We start from the raw sequence: 18,122 nt of genomic DNA, 5'->3' as shown, positions 1-18,122 counted from the left end.
AAACAGCGCCGAAAGCCTGATTCGGCGCGGTTTGCGCAGTAGTGGCACACAACCTGCAAAACCGCTTTCAAGAGCTCGCTCTTAGCCCATCGGTGGGCGCGAATAACCTACAAGAATACCGAGGAGGCCTGACCTTGAAGATGACACGACTTCGGCACTATCTGGGTGCCGGAACCCTGGCCGCACTGGCCCTTGCGCTCCACCAGACGGCCCAGGCCGCACCCGAAGGCCAGGCGATCATCAACGCCAAGTGCCAGGCGTGCCACACGCCCGAAGGCAACAATTCCCTCAGCCGCATCAGCCACCAGCGCAAGACCCCCGAAGGCTGGCTGATGAGCATCGCCCGCATGCAGGTGATGTACGGCCTGAAGATCACCGATGAGGAACGTCGCTCGGTGGTCAAGTTCCTCGCCGACAAGCAGGGCCTGGCGCCCAGCGAAACCGAAGGCGTGCGCTACGCCCTCGAGCGCCGGCTGAACACCGTCGAGAAATTCGATACGAACTTCGAGCAGATGTGCGCCCGCTGCCACTCGGGTGCGCGCATCGCCCTGCAGCGCCGCCCGGCGGCGGAGTGGGAGAAGCTGGTGAACTTCCACCTCGGCCGCTGGCCGTCGCTGGAATACCAGGCCCTGTCCCGCGACCGCGACTGGTTCGACCTGGCGAAGAAAGAGATGGTCCCGGAACTGGCCAAGCGCTACCCGCTGGACAGCAAGGCCTGGTCCGACTGGCAGAAGAACCGGCCCAAGGCCGAATCCCTGGCGGGTAACTGGAGCTTCGCCGGGCACATGCCGGGCAAGGGCGACCTGGCCGGCAGCATGAGCGTTAGCAAGGACGGCGACGATGCCTTCAAGGTGAGCGTGAAGGGCCAGTACGCCGACGGTTCGCCGTTCAGCGGCGAGGGTAGCGCGGTGCTCTACAACGGCTACGAATGGCGCGGCGCGGTCACCGTCGGTGACGTGACCATGCGTCAGGTGTTCGCCGCCCTCAATGGCCAGATGCAGGGCCGCATGTTCGACAAGGCCCACGACGAGCGTGGCCTGGACTTCGTCGCGGCGAAGGACGGCACCAGCCACGTGCTGGGTGTGCAGCCGGCCTACATCAAGGCGGGCGCGGAGAGCGAAGTCAGCGTGGTCGGCACCGGCCTGAAGGGCAAGCCGTCGTTCGGCAAGGGCGTGGAGGTGGTGTCGGTGGTCTCCGAGACGCCCGAGCGCGTGACCGTCAAGGTCAAGGCCAGCGATGCGGCCGCCGCCGGCGAGCGTGATGTCAGCGTGGGCACTGCCAAGGGCGGCAGCCTCGCGGTGTACAAGGACATCGCCGAGGTGAAGGTGGTGCCGGAGTTCTCCATCTCCCGCATCGGCGGCAATGGCGGCTCCACGCCCAAGGTCCAGGGCAGCTTCGATGCCGAGGCCTGGGGCAAGGGCGCCGACGGCAAGCCGTTCCGCATCGGCGAGTTCCCGGCGCAGTGGTCGGTCGAGCCTTTCGATGACCGCGCCAAGGAAGACCAGGATGTGAAGTTCGCCGGCGCGATGGACGCCGCCACCGGCATCTTCACCCCGGGCGACGCCGGCCCGAACCCGGAACGCAAGATGATGACCAACAACGCCGGCAACCTGAAGGTGATCGCCGCGGTGGACGACGCCGGCCAGTCGCACAAGGGCGAAGGGCACATGATCGTCACCGTGCAGCGTTGGAACAACCCGCCGATTCCGTAAGTGTCGGTATCGGATGAACTCAGAGCATGAGCCCCCGCCTTCGGGCGGGTGTACCAAGCAAGTTCCGGGAGGTCGCCATGGGCGCCATCTTGAATCTGGTCGAACGCAACCTGCATGAAGTGCAGGTCGACGCCGACCGCCTGTTGTTCCACATCCCCAGCTCCTCGCTGTTCGCCAGCGACGAGCTGACCGGCGGGATCATCGATGCGCTGCGCGGGCATGCCTGCTCGCCGGACGAGCTGACCCAGCGCCTGGCCGGGCGTTTCGCCGCCGAGGATATCGACGAGACCCTGCGCGAGCTGATCGCGCTGGAGCTGGTCAGCGACGGCTCGCCGCTGACCCCTGAAATCGGCATCAAGAAGGTTGACCGCACCGCGCTCAACACCGTAGTGCTGAACGTCAACACCGGCTGCAACCTCAGCTGCACCTATTGCTACAAGGAAGACTTGGACAAGCCCTCCGCCGGCAAGAAGATGGGCGCGGAAACTGCCGAGGCTTCGGTGGAAATGCTGATCCAGGAATCCCCCGACGAGCAGCGCTACACCGTGGTGTTCTTCGGCGGCGAACCGCTGTCCAACCGTCCGCTGATCGAGCACATGGTCGCGTACTGCGAGCGCCGTTTCGGCGAGCTGGGCAAGACGGTGGACTTCGTCATGACCACCAACGCCACGTTGCTCACCGAGGAAATCGTCGACTGGCTCAACGCCCATCGCTTCGGGCTGTCCATCAGCATCGACGGGCCGAAGACGGTGCATGACCGCAACCGCATCACCGTGGGCGGGCAGGGCACCTATGACGTGGTGCGGCGCAAGGCTGACATGCTGCTGTCGCGTTACACCGCGCGGCCGGTTGGCGCGCGGGTGACCCTGACCACCGGCGTCACCGACGTCGAGACCATCTGGAATCACCTGTTCAACGAGATGGGTTTCGCCGAAGTCGGCTTCGCGCCGGTCACCTCGGGCGACATCAGCAGCTACAACCTCACCACCGATGAGCTGAAGGCTGTCTTCGCTGGTATGAAAGCCCTCGGCCGCCGTTACCTGGACGAGGCGCTGGAAGGGCGCAACATCGGCTTCTCCAATCTGCACCAGCTGATCACCGACATCCACGAAGGGCAGAAGAAGGCCCTGCCGTGCGGCGCCGGCCTGAAGATGCTGGCGGTGGACCACAAGGGCGAGCTGAACCTGTGCCATCGCTTCACCGGTTCTTCGCTGCCGACCTTCGGCAACGTGCATGAAGGGGTGAAGCAGGCCGAGCTGAACGAGTTCCTCTCGCAGCGCCTGGACCGCACCGACACCGGCTGCGCCAGCTGCCACATCCGCAACCTTTGCTCCGGCGGCTGCTACCACGAGAGCTACGCGCGCTACGGCGACCCGGCGCATCCCACCTACCACTACTGCGAACTGATGAGGGACTGGGTCGACTTCGGCATCGAGGTCTACAGCCGGATCATGGCTTCCAACCCCAGCTTCATCGACCGCCACATCACTCCGCGGAAGGCGCACTGACATGAAACATCTGAAAGCGATCAACACCAAAGCACAGAAGCTCGAACAGGCCGCCGCCGAGGATCGCATCGAGGACGTGGTGGCGATGAACTCCGTGGCCGGCTGCGCGGCGACCACCGATCCGGGCTGGGAAGTCGACGTGTTCGGCGGCGTGTCCTCGCTCTGCCAGCCGATGGAAGCGGACCTCTACGGCTGCTCCGACCCTTGCTGGTGGCCGGCCCAGGTGCCGGACATGATGAGCACCTACCCCGACTGGAACAAGGATGCGCAGGCCTCGGCCGAGAACTGGCGCAACCTCGGCACCGTATTCCCGGACGACAAATGATCGCCCTGAAACATATGGGACAGAAGAACAAGAGGAAAACCTGCATGTCCAGAAAAGCATTCGCCGCCGCCCTCGGTGGCCTCTCGCTGGCCTGCGCGCTGCAAGCTGTAGCCGCCGACGCCGGCGCAGACGTGAGCAAAGCGCTGGAAAGTGGCCACGAGTACCTGATCAGCACCAACTACCCGAACAACCTGCACGTCATCGACATGCAGACCGACAAGCTGTTCAAGACCTGCACCATCCCCGGCGCCTACGGCCCGGGCATGACCCAGCTGTCGCCGGACCGCAAGACCGTCTACATCCTCAGCAACCACTACGCGGACATCTACGGCATCCAGCTCGATGACTGCAAACCGGTGTTCCACGCCACCATCGCGCAGAAGCCGGGCGAGAACGCGCGGGCGATGTTCTCCATGACCGTCAGCCACGACGGCAAGGAGATCTACGCCATCGCCAACCCGACGCTGATCCTCGCCGAGCACTACGAGGTGCAGCAGCCGCGCCTGCAGGTGTATTCCGTCGCCGACGGCATGGGCGCCAAGCCGGTGCGCACCTTCCCGGCGCCGCGCCAGCTGACCATCATGCAGAGCGGCGATGACGGCACCCTCTACGTGGCAGGCCCGGACATCTACAAGGTGGACGTGAAGACCGGCAAGTTCGACGTGGTGATCCCCAGCCGCAACTGGAAGCGCCCCAACTACGCGCCGCCAGATGTGCTCTACGTGTGGAACCAGCAGACCTACCCGCGTGACTTCTCGCTGCTCTACACCACGGCGAAGTTCAAGGACGCCAAGCAGGACATGGCCACGGCCGACTTCCTCTACGGCTTCTTCAACATCGATCTGGCCACCGGCAAGACCGAGACCGTCGATTTCGGCCCGGTCACCGAGGTGTACTTCAGCGGCATCCGCTCGGCCAAGGACCGCAATATCGTCTACGGCGTGCTGAACCGCCTGGCCAAGTACGACATCAAGGAGCAGAAGCTGGTCAAGGCGGCGAACCTGGACCACTCCTACTACTGCCTGTCGACCAACAAGGCCGGCAACAAGCTGTACCTGACCGGCACCCTGAACGACGTGGCGATCTTCGACGCCGACAGCCTGGAGCGCATCGGCGATCTGAAGCTGCCCGGCGGCGACATGGCGATCACCACCAGTCAGGCGTTCGTGGCCAACTGAAAGCTGTCTGATTGACGAACTGCCCCGGAGCATTCGCGTGCTCCGGGGCAGTTTTGTTTCCGGCTCAGATTTCCGGTTCGGGACTCTCGCTCTTCATTGCCAGATACCGCTGTGCACCGCAGCGCGCACAGCGCTGGCACAGCATCGGTACGCGGCCGACTTCGGTCAGATTCCCTTCATCCCAAACACATCCCAGGAAAAAGCAGCGCAATCGCATGTGTCCTCCTCCGGATCGCTCCGGTACGTAGACAGGCAGCAGGGTGCAGGTGACGCTCCGGGATTGTTCTTGTGTGGAGACCCGGCGAGCCTCTCGCGAGCGCTCTGGAATGGGCAACCTAAACTGCCGGATGGCACCTGGCGCCTGCCCCGCAAGGCTTGCCAGCGACTCCCTGGCCGTTCGTCAGCACCGCATGGCAGGTCTTGACAGATAATATTATGAGCATAATATTCACCTTCAGATGACGGTCATCATTTCAGTGGCCGGACATTCCAGACGGCCACCAGGCCCACCCAACGTTGCAAGCGGGGCGAACGCCTCCCTGGAGAAAGAACCATGAATGCCAAATCCGAACTGGGCCGCGCACTGATCACCGGTGCTTCCTCGGGCATCGGCGCCACCTACGCGCAGCGCCTCGCCGCGCAGGGCTACGACCTGCTGCTGGTGGCCCGCGACCAGCAACGCCTGGACGCCCTGGCCGCACGCCTCGGTGAGGAATACGGCGTTTCGGTGGATGTGCTGAAGGCCGACCTGACCCGTCGCGAAGACCGCGCCCGCATCGAGGCCCGCCTGGCCGAGGATGCGAGTCTCAGCCTGCTGCTTAACAACGCCGGCGTGGCGATCAACGGCACCCTGCTGGAAACCGACCTGGACCGCCTGGAAAGCATGATCGAGCTGAACGTCATCGCCACTGCGCGCCTGGCTGGCGCTGCCGCCAAGGCTTTCGCCGGGCGTGGCCGCGGCACCATCATCAACGTGGCCTCGGTGCTGGCGCTGGCGCCGGAACTGTTCAATGGCAGCTACAGCGCCACCAAGGCCTTCGTGCTCAACCTGACCCAGTCCATGCAGCAGGAGCTGGCGCCGCTGGGACTGCGCATCCAGGCCGTGCTGCCGGGCGCCACCCGCACCGAAATCTGGGACCGCGCCGGCACCGACATCTCCGCACTGCCGGCGGAAATGCTGATGGACGTGAACCACATGGTCGACGCCGCGCTGGCCGGCCTGGCCCAGGGTGAAGTGGTGACCCTGCCGGCGCTGCCGGATGCGGGCGAATTCGAAGCCTTTACTGCCGCGCGCCTGAAGATGGCGCCGAACCTGTCGCGCAGCGCCCCGGCACAGCGCTATGGCGTGGCAGTGGCTTGATCGGGTAACTGAGTGGCGAAAAGCTTGCCCCGGCCTTGCGCCGGGGCTTTTTTATGCGCGCGCCATGCTCGCGATCACGGGCATGGCCCGCTCCTACAGGTGTCGATCGGCGCTGAAATTGGTGCCCGGGAGCGTAGGGCGAACAACCTGGAACAGGTTATCCGCCGACCCTTGAACGGCGGATAACGCTGGCGCGTTATGCCCCCTACAAAAGCGCCTCACTCCGCCGCGCCGATCTCGCGCTTCAGGTGCCGGCGGGTGCTCTCCAGGATGCGGTCGGACATCTGCGGATCGGCCACGCTGCGCGATAGCACCAGCGCGCCGATCAGGGTGGCGAGCATGGCCACGCTCTCATCCTCGGCATGCTCGCTGGGCAGTGCCTTTTCGATGGCGTCAATGCGTGCCTGGACGATGGCGTCGGTGGTGGCGCTGGCATGGCCGCGCGCGCCCAGCTCGGCCGAGATGGTCGGCAGCGGGCAGCCCTTGCCGGGCGCATTGCGGTGGCCGGGGGAGAGGTACTGGTCGATGAAGCCGGGCAGCGGCTCGGCCTTTTCGAACTGCTGGTCGACGACCGGGCGCAGCTGCTCGGCGGCCTGCTGCAGGGCGATCTCCACCAGCTCGTCCTTGGACTTGAAGTGTGCGTAGAAGCCGCCGTGGGTCAGGCCCAGCGCCTTCATCAGCGTCTGCAGGCCGGTGGCGTCCACGCCCTCGCTGCGGAAGCGCTGCGCCGCCTCGTTGATGATGCGTTCGCGGGTCTGGGCCTTGTGGTCTTCGGAGTAACGCATGACCGGTCTCCTGCGGATCATGGAATGCTGGATGTCATTCTAACGCAGGGCGGGCGCGGGGAGGTGATTCGGGGCATGGACTTAACCTGTAGGAGCGGGCCGTGCCCGCGATTGCGCGCATGGCGTGCTCCTACAGGGGAATCATCAGCACCGTAGGGCGGATAACCTGGAACAGGTTATCCGCCGGCGGATAACGCTGGCGCGTTATGCGCCCTACGGGCGTGGCCGTCAGCGAACGGCCTCGAGCAGCGTCGCCACGCCCTGGCCACCGCCGATGCACTGGGTGGCGATGGCGTAGCGCCCGCCGGTTTCCTTCAGCAGCGCTGCCACCTTGCCGGTGATGCGAGCGCCGGTGGCGCCCAGCGGGTGGCCGATGGCCAGGGCACCGCCGTGCAGGTTGACCCGGTCGCTATCCAGCTCCAGCCCGCGCAGGCAGGCCAGCGCCTGGCTGGAGAAGGCCTCGTTGATCTCCACCAGGTCGATGTCGGCCATGCGCAGTCCAGTGCGGTCGAGCAGTTTGCGGGTTGCGTAGAGCGGGCCCATGCCCATGATTTCCGGCGGGCAGCCGACCACCGCGACGGCTTTTACCCGCGCCAGGATGTCCAGCCCGTTGGCGCGGGCGAAGTCCTCGCTGCACACCAGAACGGCCGCGGCGCCATCGGTGAGCGGCGAGGCGGTGCCCGCGGTGACGCTGCCGCCGAAGGCCGGCTTGAGCTGCGCCAGTGCCTCCAGGTTGGTGCCGGGGCGGATGCAGCCGTCCTCGCTGACCACCCCATTGGGCGTGTCGATGGGCACGATCTCCGCCGTCAGCAGGCCCTGCTCGCGGGCATGGGCGGCCTTGGCGTGGGAGTCCACGGCCATGGCTTCCTGGTCCGCGCGGGAGATGCCGAAGCGCTCGGCGACTAGCTCGGCGGTCTGCCCCATGGGCATGTAGGCCTGGGGGAACTCCGCGAGCAGGCGCGGGTTGGGCGAGAGGTTGAAGCCGCCCATGGGCACGCGGGTCATGGACTCCACGCCCGCGCAGATGAAGGCATCCCCGGCGCCGAGCTGGATCTGCCCGGCGGCGAAGTGGATGGAGGTCATGGACGAGCCGCAGAAGCGGTTCACCGTGGCGCCGGCCACCGTTTCCGGCAGGCCGGCGAGGAAGCCGGTGATGCGCGCGAGGTTCATGCCCTGTTCGGCCTCGGGGTAGGCGCAGCCCATGATCAGGTCCTCGATCAGCCGGGCGTCGAGTCCGCTGCGCGCAACCAGGCCCTTGACCGTCTGCGCGGCGAGGTCGTCCGGGCGCACGTCGATCAGCGCGCCTTTTTTCGCGAAGTGGAACGGGGAGCGGGCATAACCCGCGATGACGACGGAAGTCATGGTCAGTCTCCTGAGGGATCAGCGCCCGAGGATCAGGCAGGTGGTGGAGCCGGTGGCGTAGAGCCGGCCGTCCACGTCGTAGAGGCGGCCTTCGGCCAGGGCGGTGGAGCGGCCGATGTGCACCAGGGTGCCTTCGGCGCGGATCGGCCCGGTATCACGGGTCAGTGCACGGATGTAGCTGATGCGCAGGTCGGTGGTGGTGTAGCCCAGCCCCGGTTCGAGCATGGTGTGCACCGCGCAGCCCATGGCCGAGTCCAGCAGCGTCGCCGCGTAGCCGCCGTGCACGGTGCCCAGCGGGTTGTAGTGGCGCATGTCCGGGGTGCCCTGGAAGATGAAGCGGCCCTGGCCCCATTCCAGCGGGACGAAGCCGATCAGCGCATTGATCGGTGGGGCGGGCAGTTCGCCAGCGCCGATGCCGTCGAAGAACTCCTGGGGCGTCTTGCCGCGCAATTCCTGCAGCGAAACCACGCCGGGCTCGGCCAGACGCTGGCGTATCTGCGCAGCCGCCGCTTCCCAGGCGGCAATCTTCTGTTCACGGGTGAGTGTCAGTTCGGTCATCGCAAGGCTCCGGCAATCAAATATTACAGTCGTCATACTATCATTGAATGATGATCGGCATATAAGTGACGGAAGCGCCATCTAGCAGGGCTGAAACGACAGTGCGATAGGAGGGGGAGGGGAGAAAAAACGCGGCCGGCGGAGCGGACTCCGCCAGCGCGGGGAGGAGCTTACTCGGCGGTGGCCGTGATGTTGGCCGCACGCGCCTGGCTGCGCTGGGCCTTGTACTGCAGGGCGACGGCGGGCACCGGCGAGGCGACACCGGTTTCCACCCAGCGGCGGATGCGGCCGGCATCGGCCACGTGGGTGCGCTTGCCGAAGGCATCGAGCAGGGCCAGGGCGACCGGGCGGCCGTTCATCATGGTGACCATCACCAGGCAGTGGCCGGCATCGTTGGTGAAGCCGGTCTTGGTCAGGCGGATGTCCCACTTGCCGTTGCGCACCAGCGGGTTGGTGTTGAAGAAGCTCAGCGAGTAGCTGGGCTTGCTGAAGCGCGCGTCGCTGGTCGCCGTGGTGCTCAGCTGGCGGATCTGCGGGTAGGTGTAGGCGGCCTTGGCCAGGCGGATCAGGTCATTGGCGTCGGAGACGTTGTGGATCGACAGACCGGTGGGCTCGACGTAATGGGTGCTGGTCATGCCGAGGGATTTCGCCTTGGCGTTCATCGCCGCGACGAAGGCTTTGGAGCCGCCCGGATAGTTGTGGGCGAGGCTGGCGGCGGCGCGGTTTTCCGAGGACATCAGCGCCAGCAGCAGCATGTTCTGGCGGCTGATCATGCTGCCCAGGTGGACGCGGGAGAACACGCCCTTCATCTCGGCGGTCTCGGAGATGTCCACGGGGATCAGTTCGTTCATCGGCAGCTTGGCGTCCAGCGTGACCATGGCGGTCATCAGCTTGGTCACCGAGGCGATGGGTACTACCAGGTTGGGATTGCTGGAGTAGAGGGTCTTGCCATTCTCCAGGTCGACCACCAGGGCGCTGCCGGACGCGAGCACCAGCTCCTTGGGGGAAGCCGCCTTGGCGGGGGAGGCGGCGAAGGTGTTCGATGAACAGACAACAGCGGCGCAGGCAAACAGCAGGCTCAGTATCGAACGACGACTAGTCATGGACGGGATTCGCAAGCGTGAGTGGGAATGTATCTACATCCATGTAGGCATTTTCGGCGAATTCTAATGCAAGGTCCGTCATAGCGCACGCGGCGCGGGGCGTCTCAGATTGCGACAGATTGAGACGTCGCGCCGCCCGCTGCGCAGAGGCCGTGCGCCGTGCTGGCAGTCGCGGCGCGGCAGCTTGCCGGAGCTGTTGCGAAATGCAACCGGGACGGCTTACCCACGAACGACTGAAAACCTTCTCAAAGCCGCGCCGCATATGGCGTTCAGGCCGGATGGCACGCTTTGTGAGTGGCTATCCTGCAATGAGCGGAGGCGCCCGGCCTGCTGCGCTGTCGAAGGTCGGGGTTGCGTTTACCTTTACGTTAACGTAAACATGTTTCGCAGCCCGCGACCGGCCAGTCAGCCGCGCGGCTGCCGGTAAGCAAGCGCGGTTCCAGACGCTCTGCGTCGCTGCCCGAACCGATCGTTCAGTGTTGATCCCAGAACAAGCACAACAAGGGAAAGCCATGAACCACCTGAGTTACACCCGCGGCCCGCAGGACAAATCCCTGCTGGCCATGACCGTCGGCGCTGCCTTCGACGCCACCGTCGAGCGTTTCGCCGCGCGCGAGGCGCTGGTCGTGCGTCACCAGAACCTGCGCTACACCTGGGCCGAGCTGGCCGAGGTGGTCAATGGCATCGCCCGCGCTTTCCTTGCCCTCGGCCTGCGTCCTGGCGACCGTCTGGGGATCTGGGCGCCCAACTGCGCGCAGTGGTGCGTCACCCAGTTCGCCAGCGCCAAGGTCGGCGCCGTGCTGGTCAACATCAACCCGGCCTACCGGGTGAACGAACTCGAATACGCGCTCAAGCAGTCCGGCTGCCGCTGGCTGGTGTGCGCCGACGCCTTCAAGTCCTCCGATTACCACGGCATGCTCGCCGACCTGCTGCCCGAGCTTGGCCAGGGGCGGCCGGGTGAGCTGTCCAGTGACCGCCTGCCGGAGCTGCGCGGGGTGATCAGCCTGTCCGATACCGCGCCCGCCGGCTTCCTGCGCTGGAGCCAGCTGGAGCCGCTGGGGCGTGGTATCGCCGCCACCGAACTCGCCGAGCGCCAGGCGCTGCTGCAGTTCGACGAGCCGATCAACATCCAGTACACCTCCGGCACCACCGGCTTCCCCAAGGGTGCCACGCTCAGCCACTACAACATCCTCAACAACGGCCTGATGGTCGGCGACAGCCTCGGCCTCACCGAGCACGACCGCCTGGTGATCCCGGTGCCGCTGTACCACTGCTTCGGCATGGTGATGGGCAACCTCGGCTGCCTGACCCACGGCTCCACCATGATCTACCCCGCGCCCAGCTTCGAACCCGAGGCGACCCTGGCGGCGGTGGCGCAAGAGAAGGCCACCGCGCTGTACGGCGTGCCCACCATGTTCATCGCCGAACTGGACCACCCGACCCGCCGCGACTTCGACCTGTCGAGCCTGCGCACCGGGATCATGGCCGGCGCCACCTGCCCGATCGAAGTGATGCGCAGGGTCATCGACGAGATGCACATGGCCGAAGTACAGATCGCCTACGGCATGACCGAGACCAGCCCGGTGTCGCTGCAGACCGGCCCGGAAGACGACCTGGAAACCCGCGTCACCACCGTCGGCCGCACCCAGCCGCACCTGGAAAGCAAGATCATCGACGCTGACGGCCGCATCGTCCCGCGCGGCACCATCGGCGAGCTGTGCACCCGTGGCTACAGCGTGATGCTCGGCTACTGGAACAACCCGCAGGCGACTTCCGAGGCCATCAGTCCGGCGCGCTGGATGCTCACCGGCGACCTCGCCGAGATGGACGAAGCCGGCAATGTGCGCATCGTCGGACGCAGCAAGGACATGATCATTCGCGGCGGCGAGAACATCTATCCGCGCGAGATCGAGGAGTTCCTCTACACCCACCACGCCGTGGCAGACGCCCAGGTGATTGGCATCCCCGACGAGAAGTACGGCGAGGAACTGGTGGCCTGGGTCAAGTTCCACCCCGGCCATAGCGTCGCCGAAGACGAGCTGCGCACCTTCTGCAAGAACGCCATCGCCCACTTCAAGGTGCCGCGCCACTTCCGCTTCTGCGACGAGTTCCCGATGACGGTGACCGGCAAGATCCAGAAGTTCCGCATGCGCGAGATCAGCATCGAAGAGGTGCGCAGCCAGCGTGGTTGATCGCCCGATGCCCGCCTGCGCCCTGGCGCGCGCCCGGATTGCCGGGGCGCCATGGGCGTAGAGAAGGGCACCATCTCCATCCGCCTGGTCAGCGAAGCGCTGGCCGAGTTTCGTCGCGCCGGCCGCGACGACGGCCCGCTATTGGCCGCCGCCGGCATCGCCCCGGAGCTGTTCGGCAAACCCTACGCGCGGGTTTCCAGCCAGGCCTATGCGCGGCTCTGGCTGCGCCTGGCCAGGGAGATGGACGACGAGTTCTTCGGCATGAACGCCCGCCGGATGAAATCCGGCAGCTTCAACTTCATGACTGCCGCTGCCGTCCGCGAGCCGACCCTGGAGACGGCGATGAACGCCGCGCTGCGCTTCATGGGTCTGGTGTTCGACGACTTCACCCCGCGCCTGACTCGCCAGGAAGGCTTGGCCGCCATCGTCCTCGATGAGCCCGAAGGCCCGGCGCCGCGCGCCTTCTGCTACTTCACCCTGTGGCTGATGTTGCACGGCCTGGCCTGCTGGCTGGTGGGGCGACGCATCCCGGTGCTGGCCATCGAACTGCGCTGCCCGCAGCCGGACTTCATCGCCGACTACCGGGTGATGTTCACCGAGAACCTCAATTTCGCCCGTCGCCAGTCGCGCCTGCTGTTCAACGCCGAGGCGCTCGATCTCCCCGTGCGCCGCGACGAGCGCGAGCTGCGGCGCTTCCTTGGGGGCGCGCCAGCGAACATCCTGGTGCGCTACCGCGACCCGCAGAGTCTTGCCGCCCGCACCAAGGCCTACCTGCGCAGCCTGAAGTTCGAACGCTGGCCGGACCTCGACGCCCTCGCCGGGCACTTCTACATGGCGCCCTCGACGTTGCGCCGCAAGCTCGCCGCCGAGGGGCAGTCCTACCAGGCGCTCAAGGACCAGCTGCGCCGCGACCTCGCCATCGCCCGGCTGGACAGCGGCGACGGCAACTTCGCCGATCTCGCTGAGGAGCTGGGTTTCGCCGACACCAGCGCCTTCTACAAGGCCTTCCGCAAATGGACCGGATCGACGCCTGGGCAGTACCGCGCGCTGATCCGCCAGGAGCCCTGAAATTTAAGGGCGCAGCTCAAGTAGCCGCCTTACAAGCCGATAAAACTCCCAAGAATTGCTTGTTGCTCAAGGACGCCACTCCATGCCCCTTTCCCGCCTCTCGATCCAGTGGAAGATCACGCTGCTGACCGGCCTTTGCCTGCTCTGCATCGTCTGCCTGCTGGTCGGTCTCTCGCTGTTCCGGATGAACCACGACGCGCAACTGATCAAGGCGGCCAACGCGGACATGCTCAAGGACGCGGCCAAGTCGCGGATGCAGGCGCGCAGCGAGCAACAGGCGGAGATCATCCAGCGCTTCTTCACCGACGTTTACCACTTCGGCAACCAGTTCTCCCGCCAGGTCGCCCAGTTGCGCGAGCAGAGCACCCAGCACGGCGCGGACGCCGGCAGCGTGCGCAAGGACCTGAACCAGCTGGTGCGCGACGGCCTGAAGAGCAACCCGAACCTGCTCAGCCTCTACGTGGTCTTCGAGCCCGATGCGCTGGACGGCCAGGACGCTGCCTTCCATGACCAGCCCGACGCCGGCAGCAACGAGAAGGGGCGCTTCGGCGCCTATTGGGCGCAGAAGGCCTCCGGCGAGATGACCGGCCTGGCAGTGACCGAGGACATGATCGCCGACACCTCGGCGATGCTCGACGGCAGCCCGTTCAACACCTGGCAGCTGTGCCCGCTGCAGACCCGCAAGGCTTGCGTGCTCAACCCCTATTTCGACAGCGCCTCGGGCACCAAGGTGCTGATGACCACCGTGACCTTCCCGCTGATCGACCAGGGCAAGGTCATCGCCGTGATCGGCATCGACATCAGCCTCAGCCGCCTGCAGAAGCTCTCTGTCGATGGCGACAACCAACTCTACGACGGCGCCGGCAGCGTCAGCATCGTCAGCCCGGCGGGCCTGCTCGCCGGTTACAGCAGCGACGAAGCGCTGCTCGGCCAGCCGCTGGCCAAGGCCATTCCCGACCAGGCCGCCGAGCTGTTGTCCCTGCAGGCCGGCGGTCGTCCGCAGGTGCTGGAGCAGGACGGCCAGCTGCGCGTGCTCGAGCCGCTGCTGCCGATCCCGGATGCCACCAAGCCCTGGGCTGTGGTGCTCGACGTGCCGCAGGACGTGCTGCTGGCTCCGGCGCTGGAACTGCAGAAGCAACTGGATGAACGCAACTCCAGCGGCGCGCTGTGGCAGACCCTGTTCGGCCTCGCCGCCGCCATCGTCGGCCTGCTGCTGGTGTGGCTCACCGCCCGCGGCGTGACCCGGCCGATCCTCAACGTCGCCGCCATGCTGCGCAACATCGCCAGCGGCGAAGGCGACCTGACCAAGCGCCTGGACTACAGCGGCAAGGACGAGCTGGGTGAACTGGCCGGCTGGTTCAACCGCTTCCTCGACAAGCTGCAGCCGATCATCCGTGACGTGAAATCCTCGGTGCAGGACGCCCGCGCCACTGCCGACCAGTCCTCGGAAATCGCCAGCCAGACCAGCGCCGGCATGCAGCAGCAGTTCCGCGAAGTCGATCAGGTCGCCACAGCCTCCCAGGAAATGAGCGCCACCGCCCATGACGTCGCCAACAGCGCCGCCATGGCCGCCGATGCCGCCCGTGGCGCCGACGGCGCGACCCGCGATGGCTTGAGCGTGATCGACAACACCACCCGCCTGATCGACGAACTGGCCAGCGACATGAGCAGCGCCATGAGCCAGGTGGAAGGGCTGGCGGCGAGCAGCGAGCAGATCGGCTCGGTGCTGGAAGTCATCCGCGGCATCGCCGAGCAGACCAACCTGCTGGCGCTCAACGCCGCCATCGAAGCGGCCCGCGCCGGTGAGGCCGGGCGCGGCTTCGCGGTGGTCGCCGACGAGGTGCGCAACCTCGCCAAGCGCACCCAGGACTCGGTGGAGGAAATCCGCCAGGTCATCGAAGGCCTGCAGAACGGTACCCGCGAGGTAGTCGGCGCCATGAACAACAGCCACCGCCAGGCGCAGGACAGCGTGAACCAGGTCGAGCAGGCCGTGGCCGCGCTGAAGCGCATCGGCGACGCCGTGGGCGTGATCACCGACATGAACCTGCAGATCGCCAGCGCCGCCGAGGAACAGAGCGCGGTGGCCGAGGAGATCAATCGCAACGTCGCTGGCATCCGTGACGTCACCGAATCGCTGTCCAGCCAGGCGCAGGAATCGGCGCAGGTCAGCCAGTCGCTGAACAAGCTGGCGAACCATCAGCAGGGGTTGATGGATCAGTTCCGCGTCTAAGTCGGAGCCGCTAGTGAGCGCCGAATTCCACAGGGCGCTCGACCGTAGGATGGCGTGGAGCGAAGCGATACCCATCGCTCCCATGCTGGCAGCATGGGTATCGCCTAGGCTCCACCCATCCTGCATAGTGCCTTCCGTCACAGGCTCTCGCTCGGACCGAGCTGGGACGTAGGGTGCAGCTGTCCAATCCGCTCATCCAGATTGGCGGCTTTCGACATTGCCCGCGCGCCAGCGCGGCGGGAACATCAGGGGACTCCAGACAAGAACAAACCCAGGAGTTCCGCGATGCGTTCCCATACCGCCGCCACGGCCGAGTTCGACTACCGCGCCACCGCCGACGCCGTCCTGGCCGGCAACCTCGATGCCCTCAATGCCTGTGTCGAATGCTGCGACCGCCACGCCATTCCCGGCCGCGTCGCGCTGTTCTGGGAGGGCAAGGACGGCGACAGCGCCTCCTACACCTTCACCCAGCTCAAGGAGCTTTCAGGCCGCTTCGCCAGCTTCCTGCACGGCCTCGGCGTGCGTCCAGGCGACGTGGTGTCGGGCATGCTGCCGCGCACCCCGGAACTGCTGATCGCCGTACTCGGCACCTGGCGTCTGGGCGCGGTCTACCAGCCGCTGTTCACGGCCTTCGGCCCCAAGGCCATCGAGCACCGGGTCAAGCTGGCCGGCAGCAAGGTGGTGGTCACCGACGGCGCCAACCGCGGCAAGCTCGACGAGGTGCCCGACGCGCCTCTGCTGGTGACGGTTGGTGGTCCGAAGGGGCAGGGCATCCGTCATGGCGACTACAGCTTCTGGGCCGAACTGGAACGCCACTCGCCGGACTTCGAACCGGTGCTGCGCAGCGGCGAAGACACCTTCCTGCTGATGTTCACCTCCGGCACCACCGGGCTGGCCAAGCCGCTGGCTGTGCCGCTGAAGGCCATCGTCGCCTTCGTTGGCTACATGCGCGATGCGGTGGGGCTGCGCGAGGAAGATTCGTTCTGGAACCTCGCCGATCCGGGCTGGGCCTACGGCCTCTACTACGGCGTCACCGGGCCGCTGGCCATGGGGCACCCGATCACCTTCTACGAAGGCGCGTTCACGGTGGAAAGCACCTGCCGCATCGTGCGCAAGTACGGCATCACCAACCTGGCCGGTTCGCCCACCGCGTACCGCCTGCTGATCGCCGCTGGCGAGGCCGTGTCCAGACCGCTCAAGGGCTGTCTGCGCGCAGTGAGCAGCGCCGGTGAGCCGCTGACTCCGGAAGTGATCCGCTGGTTCGCCAGCGAGCTGGGCGTGACCATCCATGACCACTACGGCCAGACCGAGCTGGGCATGGTGCTGGCCAATCACCACGAACTGCAGCACCCGGTGCACCTGGGCGCTGCCGGCTTCTCCATCCCCGGTCACCGTGTGGTGGTGCTGGACGAGCAGGGCAACGAACTGCCCGCCGGCCAGCCCGGCGTGCTGGCGATGGACCGCCGCCAGTCGCCGCTGATGTGGTTCGCCGGCTACCAGGGCATGGAGACCAAATCCTTCGTCGGCGACTACTACCTGAGCGGCGATACCGTGGAGCTGAATGCCGACGGCAGCATCAGCTTCGTCGGCCGCGCCGACGACCTGATCACCACCTCCGGCTACCGCGTCGGCCCGTTCGACGTGGAGAGCGCGCTGATCGAGCACCCGGCGGTGATCGAGGCGGCGGTGATCGGCAAGCCGGACCCGGAGCGCACCGAACTGGTCAAGGCCTTCGTGGTGCTCTGTTCGTCCTACCGGCCGGGCGCGGAGCTGGCCGAGGAACTACAACAGTACGTGCGCAAGCGACTGTCGGCGCACAGCTACCCGCGGGAAGTGGAGTTCGTCGACGAACTGCCCAAGACCCCCAGCGGCAAGATCCAACGCTTCCTCCTGCGCAACCAGGAGATTGCCAGGCAACGCGAAGCGGCCGAGAAAGCGGCGGCTCACTAAGTACAGCGGAGAGACTTCATGCAGATCCAGAACAAGGTATTCCTCATCACCGGCGGCGGTTCCGGCCTCGGCGCGGCCACCGCGAAGCTGCTGGTGAGCGCCGGCGCCAAGGTGGTGCTGGCCGACGTCAACGCCGAAGCCGGCGCGGCCCAGACCGCCGAGCTGGGCGAGGCGAATGCACGCTTCATCCGTACCGACGTGTGCAGCGAAGCGGACGCCAAAGCCGCTGTTCAACTCGCGCTGGACGCCTTCGGCGCGCTGCACGGCCTGGCCAACTGCGCAGGCGTAGCCCCGGCGGAAAAGGTCATCGGCCGCAACGGCGTGCACGGACTGGAAAGCTTCACCCGCACCATCAACATCAACCTGATCGGCACCTTCAACATGCTGCGCCTGGCTGCCGAAGCCATGGCCGGCAACGAGCCGGACGCCGGTGGTGAGCGCGGTATCATCATCAACACCGCCTCGGTGGCCGCCTTCGACGGGCAGATCGGCCAGGCCGCGTACTCCGCCTCGAAGAGCGCGGTGGTCGGCATGACCCTGCCGATCGCTCGCGAACTGGCGCGTTCGGGCATCCGCGTGATGACCATCGCCCCCGGCATCTTCGAGACGCCGATGATGGCCGCGATGCCCCAGGAAGTGCGCGACTCCCTCGGTGCCAGCGTGCCGTTCCCGCCGCGCCTCGGTCGCCCGGACGAGTACGCCGCGCTGGCCCGCCACATCATCGAGAACACCATGCTCAACGGCGAGGTGATCCGTCTCGACGGCGCCATCCGCATGGCCGCGAAGTAAGC

Annotated in this window: 15 protein-coding genes and 1 pseudogene; 11 read left to right on the top strand and 5 right to left on the bottom strand. The window is 66.3% G+C overall.

Annotation, left to right across the window (positions count from 1 at the left end; all coding sequences use genetic code 11):
* Positions 1–140 precede the first annotated feature (140 nt).
* From peaA to peaD, 4 genes are all read left to right on the top strand, one after another.
* Positions 141–1,712 (top strand): quinohemoprotein amine dehydrogenase subunit alpha, encoded by a 1,572-nt coding sequence (gene peaA, locus IB255_RS21840; RefSeq protein WP_168190471.1) that lies wholly within the window; start codon positions 141–143, stop codon positions 1,710–1,712.
* Between the two features lie 77 nt (positions 1,713–1,789).
* Positions 1,790–3,220 carry a quinohemoprotein amine dehydrogenase maturation protein gene (peaB, locus tag IB255_RS21835; RefSeq protein ID WP_081516648.1) on the top strand — a complete coding sequence of 477 codons (1,431 nt, stop codon included), beginning with the start codon at positions 1,790–1,792 and terminating at the stop codon, positions 3,218–3,220.
* 1 nt (position 3,221) lies between these two features.
* On the top strand, positions 3,222–3,545 hold the full coding sequence (gene qhpC / locus IB255_RS21830; protein ID WP_015477047.1) for a quinohemoprotein amine dehydrogenase subunit gamma: 324 nt from the start codon (positions 3,222–3,224) through the stop codon (positions 3,543–3,545).
* Between the two features lie 44 nt (positions 3,546–3,589).
* Positions 3,590–4,723, top strand: coding sequence for a quinohemoprotein amine dehydrogenase subunit beta (gene peaD / locus IB255_RS21825; protein WP_139791493.1), 1,134 nt, complete (start codon positions 3,590–3,592; stop codon positions 4,721–4,723).
* 64 nt (positions 4,724–4,787) lie between these two features.
* On the opposite strand, the gene IB255_RS31070 is transcribed toward peaD, so the two are convergent.
* Positions 4,788–4,940, bottom strand: coding sequence for a PSPA7_2676 family Cys-rich small protein (locus IB255_RS31070; protein ID WP_286175828.1), 153 nt, complete (start codon positions 4,938–4,940; stop codon positions 4,788–4,790).
* Between the two features lie 336 nt (positions 4,941–5,276).
* Here IB255_RS31070 and IB255_RS21820 point away from each other — a divergent pair, with 336 nt between their 5' ends.
* Positions 5,277–6,083 carry an SDR family NAD(P)-dependent oxidoreductase gene (locus tag IB255_RS21820; protein WP_081516649.1) on the top strand — a complete coding sequence of 269 codons (807 nt, stop codon included), beginning with the start codon at positions 5,277–5,279 and terminating at the stop codon, positions 6,081–6,083.
* A gap of 218 nt (positions 6,084–6,301) precedes the next feature.
* Here the strand turns inward: IB255_RS21820 and IB255_RS21815 are convergent, their stop codons facing one another.
* The 4 genes from IB255_RS21815 to pbpG form a co-directional block, all read right to left on the bottom strand.
* A complete protein-coding gene (locus IB255_RS21815) occupies positions 6,302–6,868 on the bottom strand; it encodes a TetR/AcrR family transcriptional regulator (protein WP_081516650.1) in 567 nt (188 codons plus the stop codon).
* 228 nt (positions 6,869–7,096) lie between these two features.
* Positions 7,097–8,236, bottom strand: a complete 1,140-nt coding sequence (locus IB255_RS21810) for a thiolase family protein (protein ID WP_139791494.1) — start codon at positions 8,234–8,236, stop codon at positions 7,097–7,099.
* Positions 8,237–8,248: 12 nt separating this feature from the next.
* A complete protein-coding gene (locus tag IB255_RS21805) occupies positions 8,249–8,788 on the bottom strand; it encodes a PaaI family thioesterase (RefSeq protein WP_081516652.1) in 540 nt (179 codons plus the stop codon).
* Between the two features lie 170 nt (positions 8,789–8,958).
* Complete coding sequence (gene pbpG / locus IB255_RS21800; RefSeq protein WP_081516653.1) at positions 8,959–9,891, bottom strand: D-alanyl-D-alanine endopeptidase; 933 nt, start codon at positions 9,889–9,891, stop codon at positions 8,959–8,961.
* 512 nt (positions 9,892–10,403) lie between these two features.
* On the opposite strand from pbpG, the gene IB255_RS21795 reads away from it, so the two are divergent.
* The 6 genes and pseudogenes from IB255_RS21795 (at position 10,404) to IB255_RS21775 (ending at position 18,120) form a co-directional block, all read left to right on the top strand.
* Positions 10,404–12,083, top strand: a complete 1,680-nt coding sequence (locus IB255_RS21795; protein ID WP_192210854.1) for an AMP-binding protein — start codon at positions 10,404–10,406, stop codon at positions 12,081–12,083.
* A gap of 51 nt (positions 12,084–12,134) precedes the next feature.
* On the top strand, positions 12,135–13,151 hold the full coding sequence (locus IB255_RS21790; protein WP_081516655.1) for an AraC family transcriptional regulator: 1,017 nt from the start codon (positions 12,135–12,137) through the stop codon (positions 13,149–13,151).
* Positions 13,152–13,233: 82 nt separating this feature from the next.
* Positions 13,234–14,523, top strand: a pseudogene (locus IB255_RS31330) (HAMP domain-containing protein); the annotation flags it as partial.
* Positions 14,524–14,625: 102 nt separating this feature from the next.
* The gene (locus IB255_RS31325; protein ID WP_412548066.1) at positions 14,626–15,381 is read left to right on the top strand and encodes a methyl-accepting chemotaxis protein; all 756 of its coding nucleotides are present in this window, start codon (positions 14,626–14,628) and stop codon (positions 15,379–15,381) included.
* Between the two features lie 285 nt (positions 15,382–15,666).
* Entirely contained in the window at positions 15,667–17,331 is a 1,665-nt protein-coding gene (locus tag IB255_RS21780) for an acyl-CoA synthetase (RefSeq protein WP_081516656.1), read from the top strand.
* 18 nt (positions 17,332–17,349) lie between these two features.
* A complete protein-coding gene (locus tag IB255_RS21775; protein WP_081516657.1) occupies positions 17,350–18,120 on the top strand; it encodes a 3-hydroxyacyl-CoA dehydrogenase in 771 nt (256 codons plus the stop codon).
* Positions 18,121–18,122: the final 2 nt, after the last annotated feature.

It is taken from the genome of Pseudomonas sp. PDM22 (genome assembly GCF_014851965.1).
In the GTDB taxonomy this organism is placed as follows: Bacteria; Pseudomonadota; Gammaproteobacteria; order Pseudomonadales; family Pseudomonadaceae; genus Pseudomonas.
The sequence above is the reverse complement of the archived record's forward strand: the minus strand, read 5'-3'. Positions and strand labels throughout refer to the sequence as shown.